At 68.8% G+C, this 18,566-nt stretch carries 18 protein-coding genes, 1 tRNA gene and 1 pseudogene; 12 read left to right on the top strand and 8 right to left on the bottom strand.

Annotated features, from left to right (window positions below; genetic code table 11):
• Window positions 1-263 precede the first annotated feature (263 nt).
• From ACIQUT_RS39815 to ACIQUT_RS39800, 4 genes are all read right to left on the bottom strand, one after another.
• Entirely contained in the window at window positions 264-485 is a 222-nt protein-coding gene (locus ACIQUT_RS39815; protein WP_403570568.1) for a hypothetical protein, read from the bottom strand.
• Window positions 486-693: 208 nt separating this feature from the next.
• Entirely contained in the window at window positions 694-1,623 is a 930-nt protein-coding gene (locus ACIQUT_RS39810) for a hypothetical protein (protein ID WP_403570567.1), read from the bottom strand.
• Entirely contained in the window at window positions 1,623-2,576 is a 954-nt protein-coding gene (locus ACIQUT_RS39805) for a hypothetical protein (RefSeq protein WP_403570565.1), read from the bottom strand. The genes ACIQUT_RS39810 and ACIQUT_RS39805 overlap by 1 nt, the downstream gene beginning before the upstream one ends.
• A complete protein-coding gene (locus ACIQUT_RS39800; protein WP_403570563.1) occupies window positions 2,573-3,250 on the bottom strand; it encodes an ABC transporter ATP-binding protein in 678 nt (225 codons plus the stop codon). Before ACIQUT_RS39800 ends, ACIQUT_RS39805 begins: the two co-directional genes overlap by 4 nt.
• Before the next feature lie 1,046 nt (window positions 3,251-4,296).
• On the opposite strand from ACIQUT_RS39800, the gene ACIQUT_RS39795 reads away from it, so the two are divergent.
• The 8 genes from ACIQUT_RS39795 (at window position 4,297) to ACIQUT_RS39760 (ending at window position 12,283) form a co-directional block, all read left to right on the top strand.
• A complete protein-coding gene (locus ACIQUT_RS39795) occupies window positions 4,297-4,809 on the top strand; it encodes an Lrp/AsnC family transcriptional regulator (protein ID WP_403570561.1) in 513 nt (170 codons plus the stop codon).
• A gap of 181 nt (window positions 4,810-4,990) precedes the next feature.
• Window positions 4,991-5,353: a hypothetical protein gene (locus ACIQUT_RS39790; protein ID WP_403570559.1), complete on the top strand. Its 363-nt coding sequence runs from the start codon at window positions 4,991-4,993 to the stop codon at window positions 5,351-5,353.
• Window positions 5,354-5,439: 86 nt separating this feature from the next.
• A complete protein-coding gene (locus ACIQUT_RS39785) occupies window positions 5,440-6,174 on the top strand; it encodes a DUF5819 family protein (RefSeq protein ID WP_403570558.1) in 735 nt (244 codons plus the stop codon).
• Entirely contained in the window at window positions 6,171-7,187 is a 1,017-nt protein-coding gene (locus ACIQUT_RS39780; RefSeq protein WP_403570556.1) for an HTTM domain-containing protein, read from the top strand. The genes ACIQUT_RS39785 and ACIQUT_RS39780 overlap by 4 nt, the downstream gene beginning before the upstream one ends.
• 103 nt (window positions 7,188-7,290) lie before the next feature.
• A complete protein-coding gene (locus ACIQUT_RS39775; RefSeq protein ID WP_403570555.1) occupies window positions 7,291-8,727 on the top strand; it encodes a serine hydrolase domain-containing protein in 1,437 nt (478 codons plus the stop codon).
• A gap of 19 nt (window positions 8,728-8,746) precedes the next feature.
• Window positions 8,747-10,204, top strand: coding sequence for a phytoene desaturase family protein (locus tag ACIQUT_RS39770; RefSeq protein WP_403570554.1), 1,458 nt, complete (start codon window positions 8,747-8,749; stop codon window positions 10,202-10,204).
• A gap of 987 nt (window positions 10,205-11,191) precedes the next feature.
• Entirely contained in the window at window positions 11,192-11,677 is a 486-nt protein-coding gene (locus ACIQUT_RS39765; protein ID WP_403570552.1) for a helix-turn-helix domain-containing protein, read from the top strand.
• 42 nt (window positions 11,678-11,719) lie between these two features.
• Window positions 11,720-12,283 (top strand): PIN domain-containing protein, encoded by a 564-nt coding sequence (locus ACIQUT_RS39760; protein WP_403570550.1) that lies wholly within the window; start codon window positions 11,720-11,722, stop codon window positions 12,281-12,283.
• A 131-nt stretch (window positions 12,284-12,414) separates the two neighbouring features.
• Here the strand turns inward: ACIQUT_RS39760 and ACIQUT_RS39755 are convergent, their stop codons facing one another.
• Window positions 12,415-13,980, bottom strand: coding sequence for a carboxylesterase/lipase family protein (locus tag ACIQUT_RS39755; protein WP_403570548.1), 1,566 nt, complete (start codon window positions 13,978-13,980; stop codon window positions 12,415-12,417).
• A gap of 96 nt (window positions 13,981-14,076) precedes the next feature.
• On the opposite strand from ACIQUT_RS39755, the gene ACIQUT_RS39750 reads away from it, so the two are divergent.
• Window positions 14,077-14,649 carry a TetR/AcrR family transcriptional regulator gene (locus ACIQUT_RS39750; protein ID WP_403570547.1) on the top strand — a complete coding sequence of 191 codons (573 nt, stop codon included), beginning with the start codon at window positions 14,077-14,079 and terminating at the stop codon, window positions 14,647-14,649.
• Window positions 14,650-14,782: 133 nt separating this feature from the next.
• On the opposite strand, the gene ACIQUT_RS39745 is transcribed toward ACIQUT_RS39750, so the two are convergent.
• Window positions 14,783-14,853, bottom strand: a tRNA-Gly gene (locus ACIQUT_RS39745).
• A gap of 190 nt (window positions 14,854-15,043) precedes the next feature.
• Between ACIQUT_RS39745 and ACIQUT_RS39740 the strand changes: the two genes are divergently transcribed.
• The 3 genes from ACIQUT_RS39740 to ACIQUT_RS39730 all read left to right on the top strand — a co-directional run bounded on the left by ACIQUT_RS39740 (window position 15,044) and on the right by ACIQUT_RS39730 (window position 16,405).
• Window positions 15,044-15,256, top strand: a complete 213-nt coding sequence (locus tag ACIQUT_RS39740) for a hypothetical protein (RefSeq protein ID WP_403570545.1) — start codon at window positions 15,044-15,046, stop codon at window positions 15,254-15,256.
• 67 nt (window positions 15,257-15,323) lie between these two features.
• The gene (gene dcd / locus ACIQUT_RS39735; protein WP_179172804.1) at window positions 15,324-15,911 is read left to right on the top strand and encodes a dCTP deaminase; all 588 of its coding nucleotides are present in this window, start codon (window positions 15,324-15,326) and stop codon (window positions 15,909-15,911) included.
• Entirely contained in the window at window positions 15,908-16,405 is a 498-nt protein-coding gene (locus ACIQUT_RS39730) for a phosphoribosyltransferase (RefSeq protein ID WP_403570544.1), read from the top strand. Before dcd ends, ACIQUT_RS39730 begins: the two co-directional genes overlap by 4 nt.
• A 334-nt stretch (window positions 16,406-16,739) precedes the next feature.
• On the opposite strand, the gene ACIQUT_RS39725 is transcribed toward ACIQUT_RS39730, so the two are convergent.
• Both ACIQUT_RS39725 and ACIQUT_RS39720 read right to left on the bottom strand, forming a co-directional pair.
• Window positions 16,740-17,675, bottom strand: a complete 936-nt coding sequence (locus ACIQUT_RS39725; protein WP_403570543.1) for a Yip1 family protein — start codon at window positions 17,673-17,675, stop codon at window positions 16,740-16,742.
• Between the two features lie 201 nt (window positions 17,676-17,876).
• Window positions 17,877-18,566, bottom strand: a pseudogene (locus ACIQUT_RS39720) (iron-sulfur-binding reductase); the annotation flags it as partial.

The raw sequence follows: 18,566 nt of genomic DNA, 5'->3' as shown, positions 1-18,566 counted from the left end.
AACGTCCCGCTTCGCGGGACGTTCCCGGAAACCAGGATTAACCCCCACGAAGCGACCCTGACGGGTTGACCAAACAGATAGGGGCACCCCCCCGGTGGACCCGTATCAGCAGCGTGATCCGGTCGTCATCCAGTTGCTGTGTGCACGTCCAGTGCGCGGGCAGCAGTCCCACGAGCCGTATGACGCTCGTTTCGGCCGCGGCGGCCTCGGGGCCGGCTCTGACCAGGGCGACCTCGTACGGTTGCCGCTCCCTCATCGGGCCCTCACTGCCAGCCGTTGACGCAGGCCGGCTTCGGCAGCGCCTTCGCGGCCAGTCGGTTCAGGGACTCAGGCAGGAGGTCGGGCAGCGGGAGGGTGTGGGACATCGAGCAGGTCTTTTCCGGCGCGGCCGGGTGCGGGGTCGCCGCGAAGGCCTCGGCCGGGCCCAGCATGACGAGGAGGGCCGTGGTCGGCACCAGCGCGACGCTGATCTTCTTGACGCTCATCGTGGTCTCCGTGGGTGGAAGAGCAGGTGGTTTCCCGGCGATTGGCCGGTGAGAACAACCTTGTCAGCGGGGCACGGCCCCGAACCCGGAGATCGGTGTCAGCTTGTTGCAGCGACGGCATGAACTTCGTGCCAAAGCCCCCGGAAGGACTCCGTCACCGAGCCGCCGCCCTCCCGGAAGCTACGAACGCCCCCCCGCAACCGGACCGTCAGTCGACGGGCCGCAGCGCCCGCTCGGAGCGCAGCCCCGCCCAGGCGGCCACGGCCGCCGAGGCCGCGAGCCCGGCGAGGCCGAGGCCGCCGGTCAGGGGCGACGGATCGGGCGGGGCCTGATTCCAGAAGTACAGCTGGTACTGGGCTTCGGAGGGCAGGTTCAGCAGATCGGCGATCCAGCGGTGCGGCAGGAACGGCGCCGCCGGAAGCATCACGAGCGGCGCGGTCACCAGCAGGGGGCCGATCCCGAGGGCGAGGGTCCCGATGACGCTGCGCAGCAGGGCCGCCGCGACTCCGGCCAGCGAGATGAAGACGAACTGGACGAGGAGGGCGCCGGCGATCGCGCCTGCGGCCTGGTCCCAGGTCGCGGTCTCGACGGGCAGCGGCGGCGGGGTGTGCACCGCTCCCCCGCCGCTGAATCCCGGGGGCACCGCGCGGGGCCGCACCGGCCACAGCCGGGCGAACGCCGAGACGGTCAGCCACAGCAGCAGACCGGTGACGATCTGGCCGGCGAGCGACAGGGCGAGCAAGGCACCGACCTTGCGCGCCCACAGCACCCCGACCCGGTTCTCGAACAGGCGCAGGGCGCTCCAGGTGCCGCCCTCCAGGGTCTGGCCGAGTCCGCTGGCGACGGCCACGCCCGTGAGGACGAGCCCCAGCAGGGTCGCGAACTGCCAGGCCGCCGCGCGCAGCGCCGAGGGGAGCGAGGCGAGCGCCGACACCGAGGGGTCGAGCACCCCGTACGAGGCTCCCGCCATCCACAACCGGCCGACGAGCGCCAGGGCCACCGCCACCACGGCCGCGGTCGCCCCCCACACGGGAACGGTCCACAGGGCCCGCAGCTCACCGGCCCAGGCGGCCCGGGCGGCGGAGGTGGCCCGGGCAGCCCCCTCTCCGCGCTTCGGCCGCCGCCGGGTGCCGGCCATCAGGCGCGGTCCCGGGTCCGGTCGATGCGGCCCAGCCAGAGCCAGAGCAGGCCGATGAGGACCACAGTGGGCAGGACGCGGAGCAGGACGGGGGCCGTGGAGGGATCGGTGGAGATCCAGAAGTGGTCCCAGACCCCGTCCACCGCACCGAAGCCGACGAGGTCGGCCAGCGCGCCGCCGGGAAGCCAGGCGCCCAGCCCCGGGACGGCGGAGGTGTGGACGACCAGGACGAGCAGCAGCATCCCGGCGAGGAAGGTGCGCATCGGGTGGCGGAGCAGTGCGCCGAGGGCGACCGCGACGGCCGCACCTCCGGCCAGCACGGCGCCCCCGGCCAGGACCCCGAGGCCGGTGTCGGCGAGGACGGTGCCGAGGGCGCCGGGCGAGGGCAGGGGATACGCGCCGCGCCCGTAGAGCAGCCCGAACGCGGCCGTCACCGCGGCGGACACGGCCAGCAGCGTCAGGCTCCACACCCAGACGGCCAGGGCCTTGGCGGCGAGCAGCCGGCCGATGCGGGACTCGTAGAGCAGCAGGGGCACGATGCTGCCGCGGCTCCATTCGCCGGCGACGGAGAAGGCCGCCAGCATGACGAGGACGGCGAGACCCGGAACGGAGGTCAGCAGTCGTACGGTCCACAGCAGGGCGCCCACCGGGTGCTGGGCGTACGCGGCCCGCACGCCTTCGGCGGTGAACCTGTCCTGGATCCGCTCCAGCGCGGTGACCTGGTGCGGCAGGTCGGCGAGGCACCTGGCCTTCTGGTCCGGGGTGTTCAGGGCGGACTCGCAGGATGCGGGGAGGAAGTCGAGGTTGTCCTGCACCTGCCGGAGGTTGTGGGAGGCCACGTTCTGGCTGACCCAGGCGCAGTACAGGGAGCCGAAGACGAACAGCGCGGCGAGGGTCAGCGCGAGCGGGTGCCGCAGGAGCCGCCGGGTCTCGGCCCGGACCAGGCGGTTCACCGGCGGCCGCCGTCTCCGACGAGCCCGAAGAACCAGTCCTCGAAGGCGGCCGGACCGCTTTCGGGGTCGTAGCCGAGCGCGCCGAGGGTGCCGGCGGCGACGACACGACCCTGGGCAAGCATGATCACGCGATGGCAGACGCGCTGGATCTCGTCGAGCTGGTGGCTGGAGACGAGGACGGCGGCCCCGCGCTCGGCCTCCTCGGCCACGATCCGCCGCACCATGCGCAGTCCCTCGGGGTCGAGCCCGTTGGTGGGCTCGTCGAGGATCAGCAGATCGGGCCGCTTGAGCAGCGCCGCGGCGATCGCCAGCCGTTGGCGCATGCCCTGCGAGTACGTCCCGATCCGGCGGTCGGCCGCGCCGGTCAGCCCGACGCGGTCGAGCGTACGGGCGATCCGGCCGCCGTCGGGAAGCCCGGCGGTGTCGAGCAGGGTGCGCAGCATGGCCCGGCCGGTGGACCACCGGTGGAAGGCGGGCGCGTCGAGCGCTGCCCCGAGCCGGTCGAGCTGCCGGGGCCGCATGGGCAGGGCCTCCCCGAACAGCCGCACTTCACCGGAGTCGGGGGTGGACAGGCCGGTGACCAGCCGCATCAGGGTGGTCTTGCCGGCGCCGTTCAGCCCGAGGAGCCCGACGATCTCGCCGGCCTCCAGGCTGAGATGGACTCCTTCCAGCACGGAGTGCTTCCGGAATCGCTTGGCCACTCCGTGGCAGGAAAGGACGCTCATCGTGCGGGTCCGGCTGCGGGTCCGCCTGCGAGGGGGACGGCAAGTACCGCTGCGAGTGCGGCTGTTGCCATGACTGACGTCGTACGGGTGGGCACGGGTTTCCTCCCGGTCGCTCCACCTTCCTCGGTGGAGGGCGTGCTGCACTGCGTGGCGTCGGCGACACCTGGCGGCGGCGATCTTCATATCTTTTCTGATCTCGGTCAAATAAGGGCAGATTCGCGCCAGTTCGGGCGTGGCGGCGCTCCTTCTCCGGTGGCGCGTCGCGGTCGTAGCGGGCCCCTCTCCTTCGCCGCCCCACCTTCCTCGGCCAAATCGAGGCCGGTTACCGCCGATTGCGGGTCGGAGTCGAGCGAATTCTGCTCCCATTGGGGCAGACGGCAACCGTTGCCGCGGCGGCCCTCCGGCAGGCGGAGTCAAGCCGCCGAGTCCGAATTACTTGCGTATGCGGCTTTCTGTGCCCAAATGTACGCATTGAATCATGTTGAATCTTCACTAATCTCGCTTCGAGCCCCAAGATGCACAACGATCAGCCATACGTTTGCAACGAAGACGTATTACGCCCCGCCTCAAGGTCTCCTAGGCTGAACGCCGTTGATCTTGCTGTCACGGTGTTAACGGGGGCACCTTCGTGTCAGAACCAGGTTCAGAGCTGACCACTCTGGCCACCACGTCAAGAAGCTCGGCGCCCCTTCGGCGCACACCAGTCGAACAACTCATCTCGGGAGACCACCAGGGTCAAGAAGGCCCACTGCACCGCACGTTGGGGGCGTGGCGTCCGACGATGCTCGGCGTCGGCGCGACGCTGGGCACCGGAATCCTCGTCGTGTCGGGACGAGCCGTGCCCGAAACGGGTCCGGCGGACCTCGGGGTGACCATCCCTGCTGCGGCCGCAGCCGGCGCCGTCGTGGCCATCGCCGGCGTGGTGCTGACCGTGTTGTACGGGCTGCCGCATGCCGGGGCCCGGACGGCGGCGGGCCCGGTCCTCTCTTTCGGGTATGGCAGACGTCGGCCCCGGATGGCTGCAGCGCGAGATTAGTTCACCAGCTGTGCGTGTGATAAACGACATCGACGAGTCCATAGTCCAGGCGCTGTCCGGAAACTCCCGCCGCTCGTATGCCGATATCGGAGCCGAGGTCGGGCGATCCGCTCCGGCCATCAAGCGCCGTGTGGACAGGCTGTGCCGGGAAGGCGCCATCCTGGGCTTCACCGTCCGGATCGATCCTTTCTTGTTCGGCCGGCCGACCGAAGGATTCATCGAGCTCTTCTGCCGTCGCAACACCACTCCCGACATGATCCGACGCGGCCTGTCGAACCATCCTGAAGTGGTTTCTGCGTCGACCGTCACGGGGGAGGCGGACGCCTTGGTGCGTATCGCCGTACCGGGAGCCTGGCACTTCGATCAGGTATTGCAGCGCATCGAGGCTGAGCCGTTCGTCGAGCGCGCGAAATCGGTCCTGGTCCAGTCGCCGATCATTCAGCGGACCAGCACCGACTCGCTGATCGATTAATTCGCAACCGATCCACCGGAAAACGGGTCCGGTGACTCGGTATTTCCCTGTGCCGTTTTTCTGTCGGCTTGCCGTTTTCTGAATTTGCCAAGATCGTTTTGTCTTGTAAAGTCGTGATTGCGCTTCGAGGTGAATTCCAAACCTCAGGAAACAAGTGCATCATTTTGAGAGAGGAATGGAAATGAACAGGATCAAGCTCGTGGCAGCGGGAGTTGTGGCGGCGGCTTGTGTGACTGCTGTCGCGTCCAGCTCCGCGTCGGCTGCGCCCTCGGTCAAGAACGAAACCACTGCGGCTGCGTTCCAGTCGGTGGCCGACCAGCCGGAGAACGTTGTCAGCGCTGACGTCGTCGGCGTGGAGCCGCGCGGCCTCTGGGGTTCGCTGGCCAAGCAGGTTGCGCAGGGAGTCGTGGGCAACGCCGTCTATGAAGGCGCGAAGTACGTGGCCAAGCACCCCGTGAAGGCCCAGGAGAAGATGTTCCGGCGGGGTGGCGTTCCGACCACTTCCGAGGTCGGCGCGGCCGAGATGTCCCGGGTCTTCGACTGACGCTGAAATGACTGATTGATTAGTCCTGTGCGGCGGGCCGTTGACCGGGCCCGCCGCACAGCCCCGCCCGGAAGGAAACCAGTTCGGTGGAAAAGTCGAGCCTCGAAGGCGTGCCGCTCGCGCAGTGGGGCAGAGCCAGAAGGCGCGCACTGTTGGCAGCCGGTACCGCCATCCCGCTTGCCCTTGCCTTTCATTTCGGCATGACGGCCCTCTTTGAAATGCCCTTCAACCCGGTCAAAGAGAAGTACGGCCAGGAAATCGATTCGTACATGCTGCCGTATTTCGCGCAGGACTGGCATCTGTTCGCGCCGGATCCCATAGACCGCGACAAGGGCGTGCTGGTACGGGCGAAGAAGATCCAGCCGGACGGATCGACGGCCACCACCGAGTGGGTCGACGTGACGACGCCCACCCTGGAGAAGCTGTACGGCGAGCGGCTGTGGCCTTCGAGGGAATTCCGCGTCGCCGCCGGCCTGCCGCAGTTGCTCGAATCCTGGCGCGACCCTGAACTCGAAAAGCTGAGAAGCAAGAAAAAGGGATCCGACGCTTCGAGCAAGGAGGCGAAGGGGGTGGTGGATATGAAGGAGGACCCCCCTCTCACCCAGCATGAGAAGGATTCCAGGGATCAGGCGATCCGGCTCGCGCAGTCGTTCGCCAGTTCTCAGGCCGCCATGCTGTGGGGATCCGATATCGAATACGTCCAGGTGCGGATCGTGTCCAACGAATTTCCCAGGTTCTCGCGGCGCTATACGCGGGAGGCCAAGGGTGAGGTGTCGTACTACGACCTGGAATGGATGAAGCCGGTTAAGGTGGCAGGATGACGGACGCAGGACTTCGAACAGGCGCCGGACGCAACACCGTATTGGCCGATATGAAGTCGAGGGTGTACTCGCTGCTCGACACCTTCAGCGGCAGGCGCCATGCACTCATCGGAGCGGCTCTCACCAGAATCATTCTGGGAGCCATAGGGCTCAATTACTATCTGCGGGACTACTTCCACAGAAGTTTTCTCTGGGGTCCCGACGGGGTGTGGCCCTGGCAGAACTTCACCGGACCGGACAGTGAATCGTTCTCGGTATACGCGCTCAGCAAGTCCGAGACCTGGTTCGAGCTGATGTTCCACACCGGTGCTGTGATCGCCCTGCTGTTCATGCTGGGTTGGAAGACCCGGGCGATGACGGTGCTGCACTACATCTTCCTCTGGTCCATTCACCAGAGGAACGCCCTGCTTCTGGACGGCGGTGATAATGCGACCGTCATCGTGCTCGTATTCCTGATTTTTGTCGACTCGGGCTCCCATTTCTCGCTCGACGCCGGGCGGCGGCGTCGGAAGGGCGTGCAGCCGGACACCGAGTCGATGCGGTACCGGATCGGATCGCTCCTGCACCACGCCGGCCTGCTCGGTGTGATTCTCCAGGTGTGCACCATCTACCTCGTATCGGGAATGTACAAGGTGCAGGGCGAGCGCTGGCAGAACGGTACGGCGCTTTATTACATCCTTCGCGTGGGCGAGTTCACATGGCCGGGCGTCAATCACATCGTCTATGAGCACTCCACCATTGTGGTTGCGATGACGTACGGGACGGTGTTTTTCCAGCTTGCGTTCGCGTTCCTCCTCCTGAAGCGTTCTCTGCGGCCTTTCGCGGTCACGTGCGGAGTTCTCCTGCACCTGGGCATCGCAGTTTTCATGAGCGGGCTCCTGACGTTCTCCCTGACCATGATCGCGTTGGAGCTGCTCATCATGGGGGACGATCACTACAACCGACTCGCCGACAGGGCGAAGGCCCTGTTCGACAGGCGCAGCGGGCGCGAGCCGGCAGCCAATGCCGTCTGACACGGACGCGGCACCGGGACCCGGGCGGACCGGTGCGGGGCCGGCGCATCCACAATGGCGTCGGCGCGGCATCCGCCTCCTGCTGGGCCTTGCGGTCCTGGCCGTGCTCACCCCCTGGGTGCTGTTCGCACCGCAGCCCCCGACGCTCGGCCGCGCGACGACGGGGGATGCGGCGCTTGCCGCTCGGGTGCGCGCGGCGGCAGGCGACCTGCGCGGATACCGCGGGCTCGCCGTGGCCGTCGTCAACGGCGACCGGATCCGTTTCGCAGGACTGGGTGATTCGGCCGGCCCCGAGGAAACCGGCGTCGACGAGTCCACTGCCTTTGAGGCCGGTTCGCTGGGGAAACCCATGACGGGAATGCTCCTCGCCGAGCTCGCTGCCCGGAACGAGATTCAGCTCGACGTCCCCCTGCGGCAACTCCTGCCGGACATGCGTTTCAGCGACCCCGCGCTGGGGTCGGCCACTCTCGGGGATCTGGCGAGCCACCGGGCCGGACTCGACCTCATGCCCTCGGATCTTGACATGTTCATGCGCGGCGCAGGGCTGCGGATTCTGGGCAGGGATCCCTACCGGGGGACAGACGGAGAGGACGTGTTCGCGGCCGCGCGGAATGCCACCACCAGCGGAGCGGGAAGTTTCCGATACTCGAATCTCGGTATGGCGCTCGCCGGTCAGGCGGCAGCCCGTGTCGTGGGCAAACCCTATGAAGAGCTCTTGCGGCAGTACGTGCTCGATCCGCTGGAGATGCGGGACACCCGGGCAATGCACCCGGATACGCCCGTGCCGAGCAACAGCGCGACGGGATACAGATCCACCGGTGCCGTAATGCAGCACTGGCTGTCGTCGGGCTACACGCCGGCCGGCGATGTCTGGTCGACGAGCGAAGACCTCGCGCGCCTGTTGCAGGCCGAGCTGCGCGGTACGGCCCCCGGGGCCGAAGCAGCCGTGCCACGGTTCGATGCCGGGCCTGCCGGGCAGATCGGCCTCGGCTGGTACACCACTCGGACACAGGGACGAGACATCACGTGGCATGACGGCGAAACGGGAGGATTCACCTCCTACATGGGCTTCGACCGGGCCGGCCGTCAGGGTGTCGTCGTTCTCTCCAACACCAATCAGCCTGTCGACGTCATCGGAAGACGCCTGCTGGGGCTCACCCCGGAAGACCCGGAACCCGCTCGGGACCTACCTCAAACGGTCATCACGGTGCTGGGGAGCCTGGGGGCGGTATTCCCGGTCGTCTACGTGGCCTGGCGCAGATTCCCGAGAAATGTCCACTTCGCACATCTGGGCTTCAGCGTCGCTTTCGGGATCGTTCTCCTCGCCCTCCTGAGGCGCGTAGGGGACTGGCACTCCGTGTCGCCGGCAGTGTGGGCATCGGGTGGTGCGATATTGTCCGCCGGCTCCTTGCTGGCCGTTCTTCGCCGCCCCCCGCCCGGCCGCGGCCAATTGTCGATCACGAGGATGATCCTGCCGGCGCTCCGGTACGGATGTTCTCTGCTGTCATTGCTCCTGCTCGTCATACTGTTCGAGCTCTGAGGGAAAGTCCGGGACAAGCATGAGCCACACCGACGCAGCCATCGTGGGCACGGGGCCCAACGGGCTGGCCGCAGCGGCCACCCTGGCCCGCGCCGGGCTGCGCGTCGAGCTGTACGAGGCCGCAGAGGACATCGGCGGGGGACTGCGCAGCAAGCCGCTCTTCGACAGCGATGTCACGCATGACATCTGCGCAGCCGTGCACCCGATGGCCGCGGCCTCCAAGTTCTTCCGGGAGTTCGACCTCGCCGCCCGCGGCGTGGAACTCCTGCACCCCGAGATCAGCTACGCCCACCCCCTGGACGGCACACGCGCCGGCCTCGCATACCGCGATCTGGAGGCGACCTGCGAGCACCTCGGCCCGGACGGTGCACGCTGGCGGGCGCTGATGGAGCCGCTGCTCCGCCACAGCACCGGTGTCGTGGACTTCTTCCTCTCCGGCCAGCGCGCAATACCCCGCGATCTCCTCGCCCCCTTCGTCCTGGTGCCCGGAATCCTTGCCCACGGCAGCCCTCTCGCCGCTGCGGCCTTCCGCACCGAGCAGGCCCGTTCACTGCTCACAGGCGTCGCTGCGCATGCCGTCGGGCGGCTGCCCAGCCTCGCCGCCGGTGCGGTCGCCCTCCTGCTGGGACACCTCGCGCACAGCAGCGGCTGGCCGATCCCGCAGGGAGGCAGCGCCCGTATCGCCCAGGCAATGGCAGATGACATCACGGCGCACGGCGGCAAGATCCACACGGGGCACCGCATTACCGACCTGGGAGAACTCGGGCACGCGGAAACGGTGTTGCTCGACACGAGCCCAAAGGGCCTCATCCAGATCGCCGGGGCCCGGCTGCCCGTCCGCTACACCCGTCGCCTCGCCCGATTCCGCTACGGGCCCGCCGCCGCCAAGGTCGACTTCCTCGTCTCCGAGCCCATCCCCTGGGCCGACCGCGAGGTCGGCAAGGCCGGGACGGTCCACATCGGCGGAACGCAACGCGAAATGTTCCGCCAAGAGAGCCTCACGGCAAAGGGCGTTGCAACCGCCGAGCCCTTCGTCCTCGTGGTGGACCCCATGACGGCCGACCCCACACGCGGCCTGCCCGGCAAACGCCCCGTATGGGCCTACGCACACGTGCCGAACGGCGACCCCCGGGACCCCGTCGAGATCGTACGCACCCGCATCGAGCGCCACGCCCCCGGCTTCACCGACACCATCCTCGCCCAACGGGGCATGTCCGCCACCGCTTATGAGGCCTACAACCCGAACTACGTGGGAGGGGACATCGGTTCCGGCGCCATGACGATCGCGCAGAGCATCCTGCGCCCGGTGCCCCAGATCGACCCGTACCGCACCCCTCTGCCGGACGTGTACCTGTGCTCCGCCTCCACCCCGCCCGGCCCCAGCGTCCACGGCATGTGCGGCCACCTCGCCGCTCTGTCGGTGCTGCGCCGCAAGTACGGGATCCGCACGGCACCATCCCTCGCGCCCCGCAACTGACCGGCCGGGCCCACCGGCACCGAGAGCCCGGTGGGGACACGGCCACCGCATTCCCGGCCGCCCCGCGTCAGAACTACCTCCGCGTCATGGACGAGAACCGTAAGGGCATCTTCAAGCGCCGTGGCGTCGACACCCGTAGAGCCTCGGCGACGGTTGTGATCGGGCACCCGAGATACGCGAAGGGCGACATCACCCACCAGGAGGTCGTGGAGCACGTTCGCCCAGATGCTGGTGGCGGTGGCCAGGCTTACCAGGCCGGCCACGTACACGCGGGCCCTGTGACAGCGGACGGCCCAGCCCGGCTAGGACCGGGCGTATGTTCGTGCCCTCCCCGCCGGCATCCGGCCGGGCCGCTCGGGCGAGGTGATCCTCACAAGGGGCACGGCAACAACCTGACGCCCCATTAGGGAAATCATGGCACGCGAATGACACGCGGGCCCGGATGGGTCTAGACAACAAACAAGCCCCAGGTCGCTGACCTGGGGCTTTGTCGTGGAGCGGATGACGGGAATCGAACCCGCGCTATAAGCTTGGGAAGCTATGCCGCGCTCGGAGCTAAAAGCGCGCCTGACCTGCGGAAATGAGATTCCGGGAAGGTGTGCCGCCTGGTCTGCGTGTACCGGTTTTGACCGCTGTTCACCGCTCTGAAGGGCGCGGGAGGGGTACGCCCGTGTCGGGTTCGGGATCGCCGGGGCTTGGGGTGGCCTGAAGGTCTGGGGTGTGGGTCAACTCCTGGGTTGCGATGCCCCCGCATTGCTTGCGCAAGGGCACCGTAACCGGCTGACCGGTGGTCCCAGTGGCGTGCCGCCCAGGTCGTTGCCGGCGAGGTCCGCGCGGCGCTGGGCATCGCCCGCGTCTGATCCCGGCCGGGAGCGTGGTCGCGCCGGGGGGTGTCCGGCGTGGAGCAAGGTGGCCTCGCCGACGGTTTCTGGGGCGCGTCTTGTTCACGGTTGCCCACCCGGGGCCGCCCGGTTACAGTTATTACAGATGGTTGCTTCGCTGGGTCGATGGATGGAGGCCGACATGGCTCGAACGAGCGTTCTGGCCCGTGCTGGAAAGGTCGAACCGAATCCCTCGCATCAAGCCGCGCTCGCCGCGACCGCCCGGATGGCGCCGGAGCAGATAGAGGTACTGGTCCGCACCCCGGATGGTGTCGAGCTGGCGCTGCCGGCGGAGCTGGTCCGGGTTCTTCTCGCCTCAGCCGACGAGCTGGCCCGTGGGCATGCAGTCACGGTGCTGGCGTCCGAGGTGCAGCTGTCGCCCACTGAGGCTGCTGAGCTTCTGGGCTTGTCTCGGCCGTTCGTTGCGCGCCTGCTTGATGCCGGTGACATCCCCTCGATGAATCTGCCCGGTAGCAGTCACCGAGTGGTGCGTCTCGCGGACGTACTGGCGTTCCAGCAGCGGCGCGAGCGCCGTAGGGAGGGGCGGCACCAGATCGCCGATGTGCTTGACGATGCCGGATTGCCCTACTGATCTCGGTGGCGCGGTAAGTGTCGAAGTGGAGGAGGGGCGCACGTGGCGGCGCGGGTCTTCGTGGACACCAACGTCCTTTTTCCGTTCTCGGTGATGGACGTGATGCTGGCCCTCACGGAGGACTCCATCCACGAGATCGTGTGGTCCGAACGACTGCTGGCGGAGTGGGAACGGGTCATTGTCCGGGAGGGCAGGCGTTCTGCGGACTCGGCTGCCGCTGTTACTCGCGCCATCCGGCGGTTCTTCTCCGACTGCGAGATCCCGGCAGCCGCCTATGCGCACCTTGTGGACGAGATGCCGGGCGATGACCCCGACGACCGGCACCACGCGGCAGCAGCGCTGGCCGCCGGGGCCGGCGCGCTCATCACGTGGAACCTTGGCGACTTCCCTGCCGACGACTTGGCGAAGCGCGGAGTGCAGGTGATCGACCCGGACGAGTATCTGTGCGGACTGTACGGAGAGTTGCCGAGTGAGGTCGTGCAGACGGTGGTCAGGCTGGCGGCAGAGAAGCGGAATCCACCGGTCACGATTGCTGATGCCGTCACCCGACTTGCGAAGGCCGGTGTGCCACGCTTCGCCGACCTTCTGGCCGGACATCTCGGGTAGCCCACGGGGCGAGATGTCGTTCAGCGTCGGGCGCGAGGTGGTGCGCGGCTTGGGCCTGCGGAACACCCGTGTTGACCGCTGTTTACCGGCCTGACTGGCACGTAGTGGCACGAGCCGTTCCGGGCTTGGCGTCAGCGGAGGTTCTTCCAGAACGCGTAGTTGTGGTCCTTGGTGAACTCCGTGCGCTTCCACGGCCCCGAGGTCAGCGACTGCACGTAGCCGCCGCTGCGGAAGCCCGGCCAGTCCGTCTTCCCGGACTCGGCGAAGTCCACCCAGGTGTGCGTCATCCGCTTCCCGAGGCGTTGCTGCTTCTCCGTGAGCTTCTCGTACAGGGGGAGCGTGAGGTCGAAGAGGAAGGGCAGCTCCGACATGTGGGAGGCGCGGAGCTCGAAGCTGAGCTTCGGGTCGCCCGCCCACGAGGGCGTTTCGCGCTCGCTGAACTCGAACATCCTGGTCGGTGTCCACCGCGACAGCAGCCGGGCGGTGTCCAGCGTCGGAACCGACCAGGCGTGGTCGGTGCGGACGGTGGCCAGGGCCTCGCCGGCCGAGCCGAAGCGGCTCAGCGGGTAGCGCGCCAGGACGGCGTCGGCCTGCTCCTTGAACTCCTTGCGGATTTCCCTCTCGTACGCCTCGGGCCGCATGGGGCCGCCCATCAGCTCCTCACCGAGGATCCGGCCGCGCTCCTCGTCGTGGTTGACACCGATGAGTACCGGGACGCGGTTGAACTTGCCCGTGCGCAACGCCTCGGCGGGGGGCAGCGGCAGGAGGTCCGTACCGGAGATCGGGCGGGGCTCGTTCCAGGTCCCGTACGCCTTCATGAGCGTGTCCGGGTCCGTGCGGCGCAGGCAGGCCCCCGCGTCCTCGTGCTCGTCGCACGCCTTCAGCTCTCGGAGGTTCTTGACGGTCGACTCGGCCTCGTCCTCGGCTTCCTTCCGGGTGCGGGAGCCGCCCGTGGCGCAGGGCGCGCTCTGCACGATGGCGCGGCGGAACAGTCCGGCGGACTTCGGTGAGGCGAGGTGGCCGCAGACGCTGTAGCCGCCGCCGGATTCACCCATGATCGTCACGTTGCCGGGGTCACCGCCGAAGGCGCCCGCGTTGGCGCGGACCCAGCGCAGCGCGGCCTGCTGGTCCTCCAGGCCGAGGCCGCCGGAGGTCCCCAATGCCGGGTGGGACAGGAAGCCCATGACGCCTAGCCGGTAGTTGACCGACACGACGACGGCGCCTTCGGCGGCCAGCCGCTCGGGGCCGTAGAGGTCGCCGCTGCCGAACATCAGGCTGCCGCCGTGGATCCACACGATCACCGGCCGTTTGCCGCTCTGCTTCGCGGGGGTGGTGACGTTCAGGTAGAGGCAGTCCTCGGCCTCGCTCGGGACTCCGATGGGGAGCCCGGCCGGCTGTGCGCAGGCGGATCCCGGTGCGGTTGCCTCTCGCACCCCGGCCCAGGCCGCGGCGGGCTGCGGCGAGGCCCAGCGCAGGTCGCCCACCGGCGGGGCGGCGTATGGGATGCCCTGGAAGCTGCGCAGGCCGTTGGCGTCGGTGGTGCCGCGCACTGCGCCACCGGTGGTGCCGACAACCGGGCTGCCGCCCGGCGCCGCTTGCGCCGGGCCGGCCGGTCCGAGGCCCAGAGCGATGCCCAGCGTGGCCAGTGTCAGAGCGGTGGCGGTGAACCCCTTGGAAACGTTCCTGATGCGTCTCATGCCCCGAACGTTACGGAGATTTGCACGATCGTGCAATACATGCGTCTAACTCGATCGTATGAGACGTTCGTGCCACACGGCCGTTAGGCTCTGGGCATGGGAAACCGTGAAGCCCTGCTCGTCGGCGCCAAGGCCTGCCTGCGGGCAAAGGGCTACGACCGCACCTCTGTACGCGACATCGCCACAGCTGCCGGCGTGAGCACGGCCGCAGTCGGCTATCACTACGGCTCGCGGGAAGCGCTGCTCAATCAGGCCTTGTTCGAGATCCTCGACGAGTGGGGCGATGCGATGGGCCGGGCGCTGGTCCCCGACGCCGATGACTCCGCCCGGGCGCACTTCGAGCGCATCTGGGAGAGCTTGATCGAGGAATTCGGCGCGCACCCCGACCTGTGGCTCGCCTCGGTGGAGCTGTTCATGCAGGCCCAGCGCCAGCCGGAGCTGCGCTCCGCCCTGGCCGCCGGCATCGCCCAGGGGCGCCGAGGCGTGGCGGCCATCCTGGACGGCGTCGACGAAGCGGAAGTGGCGGAGACCTCCGTCCGCACCCTCGGGACCGTGCAGCTCGCGCTCGTGTCGGGCGTGATGTTCCAGTGCCTCAGTGACCCCTCCAGCGCTCCCACCGCCGCTGAGGTACTCGAAGGAATCCAGGCTCTGGCCCATATCGCGCGCTGACCCGCCGTGGTGAGTCGATTGCGTCCAACTCGGCCTGTGACGAGGGCACTCGTAGTGCGCGAATGGCGCGCGGGTTCTGGGTGGTCCAGACAACGCAAAAGCCCCAGGTCGCCGACCTGGGGCTTCGTGAAAGAGCGGATGACGGGAATCGAACCCGCGCTATAAGCTTGGGAAGCTCATGTTCTACCATTAAACTACATCCGCCGGTCGCTCCAGGTGACTGAAGCGGTACCGTTGCACACTCTACCCCATGATCGACCCCCGGTGAATCGCCCGCGGGGTCGTCGTTGCTTGTGGGGTGCACCGACGGTCGTGTGCGCGGGAGTTGGGGCGTAACGTACCGGTGCGGCGGGCCGCGGGAGTGGCGGCTGGAGCAGGTTCCGAACATCCCCTAATGTGGCGATTCGTCGCAGTACGGCAGGTTGGGGAAAGGGCCTCGATGGAGAACACCGTCGTCCGTTGTGCCGAAGGGCATGTGTTCAGTACCGCTTCGTTTCCGCTGCAGCACCTCGGTGCCGGCCGGATCGGCCCGGGCCGGCTGCTGCGGTGCCCGCGGTGCGCGCGCCTGAGGCACGCCGTCCCCGTGGGGGATGCGGCCAAGCGGTAGGCGGCCGGGCGCGCGGGCGCCCGCTCTCGATTGGGGGTGGCTCGCGCGCTCTGCGTATCCTCGGGACGTGCTTCTCTCTGACAAAGACATCCGGGCCGAGATCGACAGCGGACGGGTGCGCATCGACCCGTTCGACGAGTCGATGGTGCAGCCCTCCAGCATCGACGTGCGTCTCGACCGCTACTTCCGGGTGTTCGAGAACCACCGCTACGCCCACATCGACCCCGCGATCGAGCAGCCGGACCTGACCCGGATGGTCGAGCCGGAGGGCGATGAGGCGTTCATCCTGCACCCCGGCGAGTTCGTGCTCGCATCGACGTACGAGGTCATCTCGCTGCCCGACGACATCGCCTCCCGGCTGGAGGGGAAGTCCAGCCTGGGCCGCCTCGGCCTGGTGACGCACTCGACCGCCGGGTTCATCGACCCCGGTTTCTCCGGTCACGTCACCCTGGAGCTGTCGAACCTCGCCACCCTCCCGATCAAGCTGTGGCCCGGCATGAAGATCGGGCAGCTGTGCATGTTCCGGCTCAGCTCGCCCGCCGAGTTCCCGTACGGGAGCGAGCGGTACGGGTCGCGGTACCAGGGCCAGCGCGGCCCGACGGCGTCGCGCTCCTTCCAGAACTTCCACCGCACCCAGGTGAGGCACGAGGCATGAGCAACGTACGCGAATCCCTGAACTACGAGGGCTTCGGCCGTGCCGTCCGCGAGCTGGCGACCACCATCGCCGAGGACGGCTACGAGCCCGACATCATCCTGAGCATCGCCCGCGGCGGTGTCTTCGTCGCGGGCGGGCTGGCGTACGCCCTGGACTGCAAGAACATCCACCTCGTGAACGTGGAGTTCTACACCGGCATCGGCACCACGCTGGAGATGCCGGTCATGCTGGCGCCGGTCCCGGACGCGATCGACTTCTCCGACAAGAAGGTCCTGATCGCCGACGACGTCGCCGACACCGGCAAGACCCTGAAGCTCGTCCACGACTTCTGCGTCGGCACCGTCGCCGACGTCCGCTCCGCGGTCATCTACGAGAAGTCGCACTCCCTCGTGAAGTGCGAGTACGTGTGGAAGCGGACCGACGACTGGATCGAGTTCCCCTGGTCGGTCGAGCCGCCCGTCGTCAAGCGCGAGGGCCAGATCCTCGACGCCTGATCGGCCGCGGGCCCCGGTCCCCGGTCCCGCCCCAGCCGCTCCCGCCGCCGCGGGCCCGCCGGTACGCCGCCGGGCCCGCGGCGGCGGCATGTCCGCCTCCGGCATGTCCGCCTCCGATCCCTCGCCCGGGGCGGAGCGGTGCGGGCCGCCTTCTCGCGTTCTTCGCCTTCCACGCGGAATCGCAGGGATGATCCGATCGGCCGTCAAGCGAGTCCGGTCCCGCAGGAGTTCCCCGCGGCCCGGGAAGCGCGAAGGGGCCCGGCGCGCAGACCGCGCGCCGGGCCCCTTCGTCTGCCGTGCCGTGCCGTGCCGTGCCGTGCCGTGTTCCGGCCGGCTACAGCGTGCCCAGCTTGATGATCGACAGGAGGGCGATCAGCTGGATCGCGGACGCGCCCAGCGCCTTGGGCCAGGGCAGGTCGTGCGACTTGCTGACCAGCGAGGTGAACAGGGCGCCGGCCGCCACCCACGTGGCCCACCCCAGCACCTGCACGAACATGTTGTCGCCGCCCAGGAACACCGCGAAGATCAGGCGCGGCGCGTCCGTGATGGACATGACGAGCATGGACAGGCCCACGGTCGGCTGCCAGGAGCCCTCACCGCCCATCTGGCGCGCCAGCGTGTGCGTGACGGCACCGAGGAGCAGGCCGCAGATCACGAAGGCCACACCGGCGCTCAGGACGATCGGGACGACGTTGCCGAGGGTGGCGCCCATGACGTCCTTGCGGGCCTCGTCGAAGCCGAAGACGGCCAGGAGCCCGTAGAGGAACGTCACGATCAGCGCCGGGCCCCAGACGGGGTAGTCGCGCATCTGCAGGAACGTCGGCCCCGGCCGCAGCACGATGCCCTTGAGCAGGTCCTTCCACGGCAGCCGCGGACCGGCCGGCGCCATCACGCCCGCGCCGCTGCCGCCGCCGGCGTCGCCCGCCTGGTACGTCCCCGGCGGGCCGTACGGGTCCTCCCCGTAGGCGAACACCTGGGTGTGCCCGGGGTTGTCGTTCGCGTACGAGCCGCCGTGGCCTCCTTGGCCGTACGGGGGCTGCTGCGGCTGCGCCGGGTGGGGCGGCTGCTGGTGCCCGTACGGGTCGAAGTACTCCGGCTCGCCATGGCCTCCCGCGCCGGCGGCCTGCTGCGGCCACTGCTGCTGGGGAGGGTAGGGCTGCTGACCGTACGGCGCCTGCTGCGGTTGCTGCTGACCGTACGGCTGCTGCCGCGGGGGTTGTTGAGGCGCGCGGTTGTCGTCCCGGCCGCGTCCGATCCTGAATCCAGCCACGTGATCGAACGTACCTGGTCCGGCGGGCGCCGGTGGGCGCGGTGCCGGAATAGGCACCCTTTGCGGCTGAGCTGTGACATCCCTTAGGGGACCCTGGGGGGTTGTCCCCACCCCCGCGCCCCGGAAACGCGGAACGGCCGGCCCCCTGGGCGGGGACCGGCCGTTCCGGTGTGGGGCGCTGCGGACTGCTGCGCCTTCCTGCTACTTGGCGTTCGAGGCGTTCTCGGCCTTGGGCTCGTCCGCCGGCTTGTCGTCGGCCGCCTTGGGCTCGTCCGCCGGCTTGTCGTTCGCCGCCTTGTCCTCGTCCGCCGCCTTGTCCTCGGCCGCGGGCTCGTCCTCGGCCGCGGGCTCGTCCTCGGTCTCGACCTTGGCCTCAGCGGCCTCGGTCTTGGCCTCGGTCGCCTCGGTCTCGGCTTCGACCTTGGCCTCAGCGGCCTCGGTCTTGGCCTCGGTCGCCTCGGTCTCGGCCTCAGCGGCCTCGGTCTCGGCCTCCGCCTTGGTCTCGGCGGCTTCCGCCTCGGCTTCCGCGGCCTCCGCCTTCGCCTGTGCGGCCTCGGTCTTCGCCTCCGCCGCTGCGGCCTCCGCTTCCGCCTCTGCCTTCGCCGCGGCGGCTTCCGCCTCGGCCTTGGCCTTGGCCGCGGCTTCCGCCTCCGCCTTCGCCTTGGCCTTCGCCTCGGCCTCCGCCTTGGCCTTCGCCTCTGCGGCAGCAGCAGCGGCCTTCGCCTCGGCCTCGGCCTCCGCGGCAGCGGCGGCGGCCTCGGCGGCCAGCTCCTCCTCCGTCGGCGCGGGCGCCTTCACGGACTCCAGCAGCAGCTGGGCGACGTCCACGACCTGGACGGACTCCTTGGCCTGGCCCTCGTTCTTCTTGCCGTTCACCGAGTCGGTCAGCAT

Source organism: Streptomyces sp. NPDC090445 (genome assembly GCF_044769385.1).
GTDB lineage: Bacteria > Actinomycetota > Actinomycetes > Streptomycetales > Streptomycetaceae > Streptomyces.
The sequence above is the reverse complement of the archived record's forward strand: the minus strand, read 5'-3'. Positions and strand labels throughout refer to the sequence as shown.

Bases quoted from the DNA above. Each gene is read 5' to 3' on its own strand.
- ACIQUT_RS39730 (WP_403570544.1), top strand. From the start codon at position 15,908: ATGAGCAACGTACGCGAATCCCTGAACTACGAGGGCTTCGGCCGTGCC.
- ACIQUT_RS39810 (WP_403570567.1), bottom strand. From the start codon at position 1,623: ATGGCCGGCACCCGGCGGCGGCCGAAGCGCGGAGAGGGGGCTGCCCGG.
- ACIQUT_RS39795 (WP_403570561.1), top strand. From the start codon at position 4,297: ATGGCAGACGTCGGCCCCGGATGGCTGCAGCGCGAGATTAGTTCACCA.
- ACIQUT_RS39780 (WP_403570556.1), top strand. From the start codon at position 6,171: ATGACGGACGCAGGACTTCGAACAGGCGCCGGACGCAACACCGTATTG.
- ACIQUT_RS39790 (WP_403570559.1), top strand. From the start codon at position 4,991: ATGAACAGGATCAAGCTCGTGGCAGCGGGAGTTGTGGCGGCGGCTTGT.
- ACIQUT_RS39750 (WP_403570547.1), top strand. From the start codon at position 14,077: ATGGGAAACCGTGAAGCCCTGCTCGTCGGCGCCAAGGCCTGCCTGCGG.
- ACIQUT_RS39765 (WP_403570552.1), top strand. From the start codon at position 11,192: ATGGTTGCTTCGCTGGGTCGATGGATGGAGGCCGACATGGCTCGAACG.
- ACIQUT_RS39755 (WP_403570548.1), bottom strand. From the start codon at position 13,980: ATGAGACGCATCAGGAACGTTTCCAAGGGGTTCACCGCCACCGCTCTG.
- ACIQUT_RS39815 (WP_403570568.1), bottom strand. From the start codon at position 485: ATGAGCGTCAAGAAGATCAGCGTCGCGCTGGTGCCGACCACGGCCCTC.
- ACIQUT_RS39770 (WP_403570554.1), top strand. From the start codon at position 8,747: ATGAGCCACACCGACGCAGCCATCGTGGGCACGGGGCCCAACGGGCTG.
- ACIQUT_RS39740 (WP_403570545.1), top strand. From the start codon at position 15,044: ATGTGGCGATTCGTCGCAGTACGGCAGGTTGGGGAAAGGGCCTCGATG.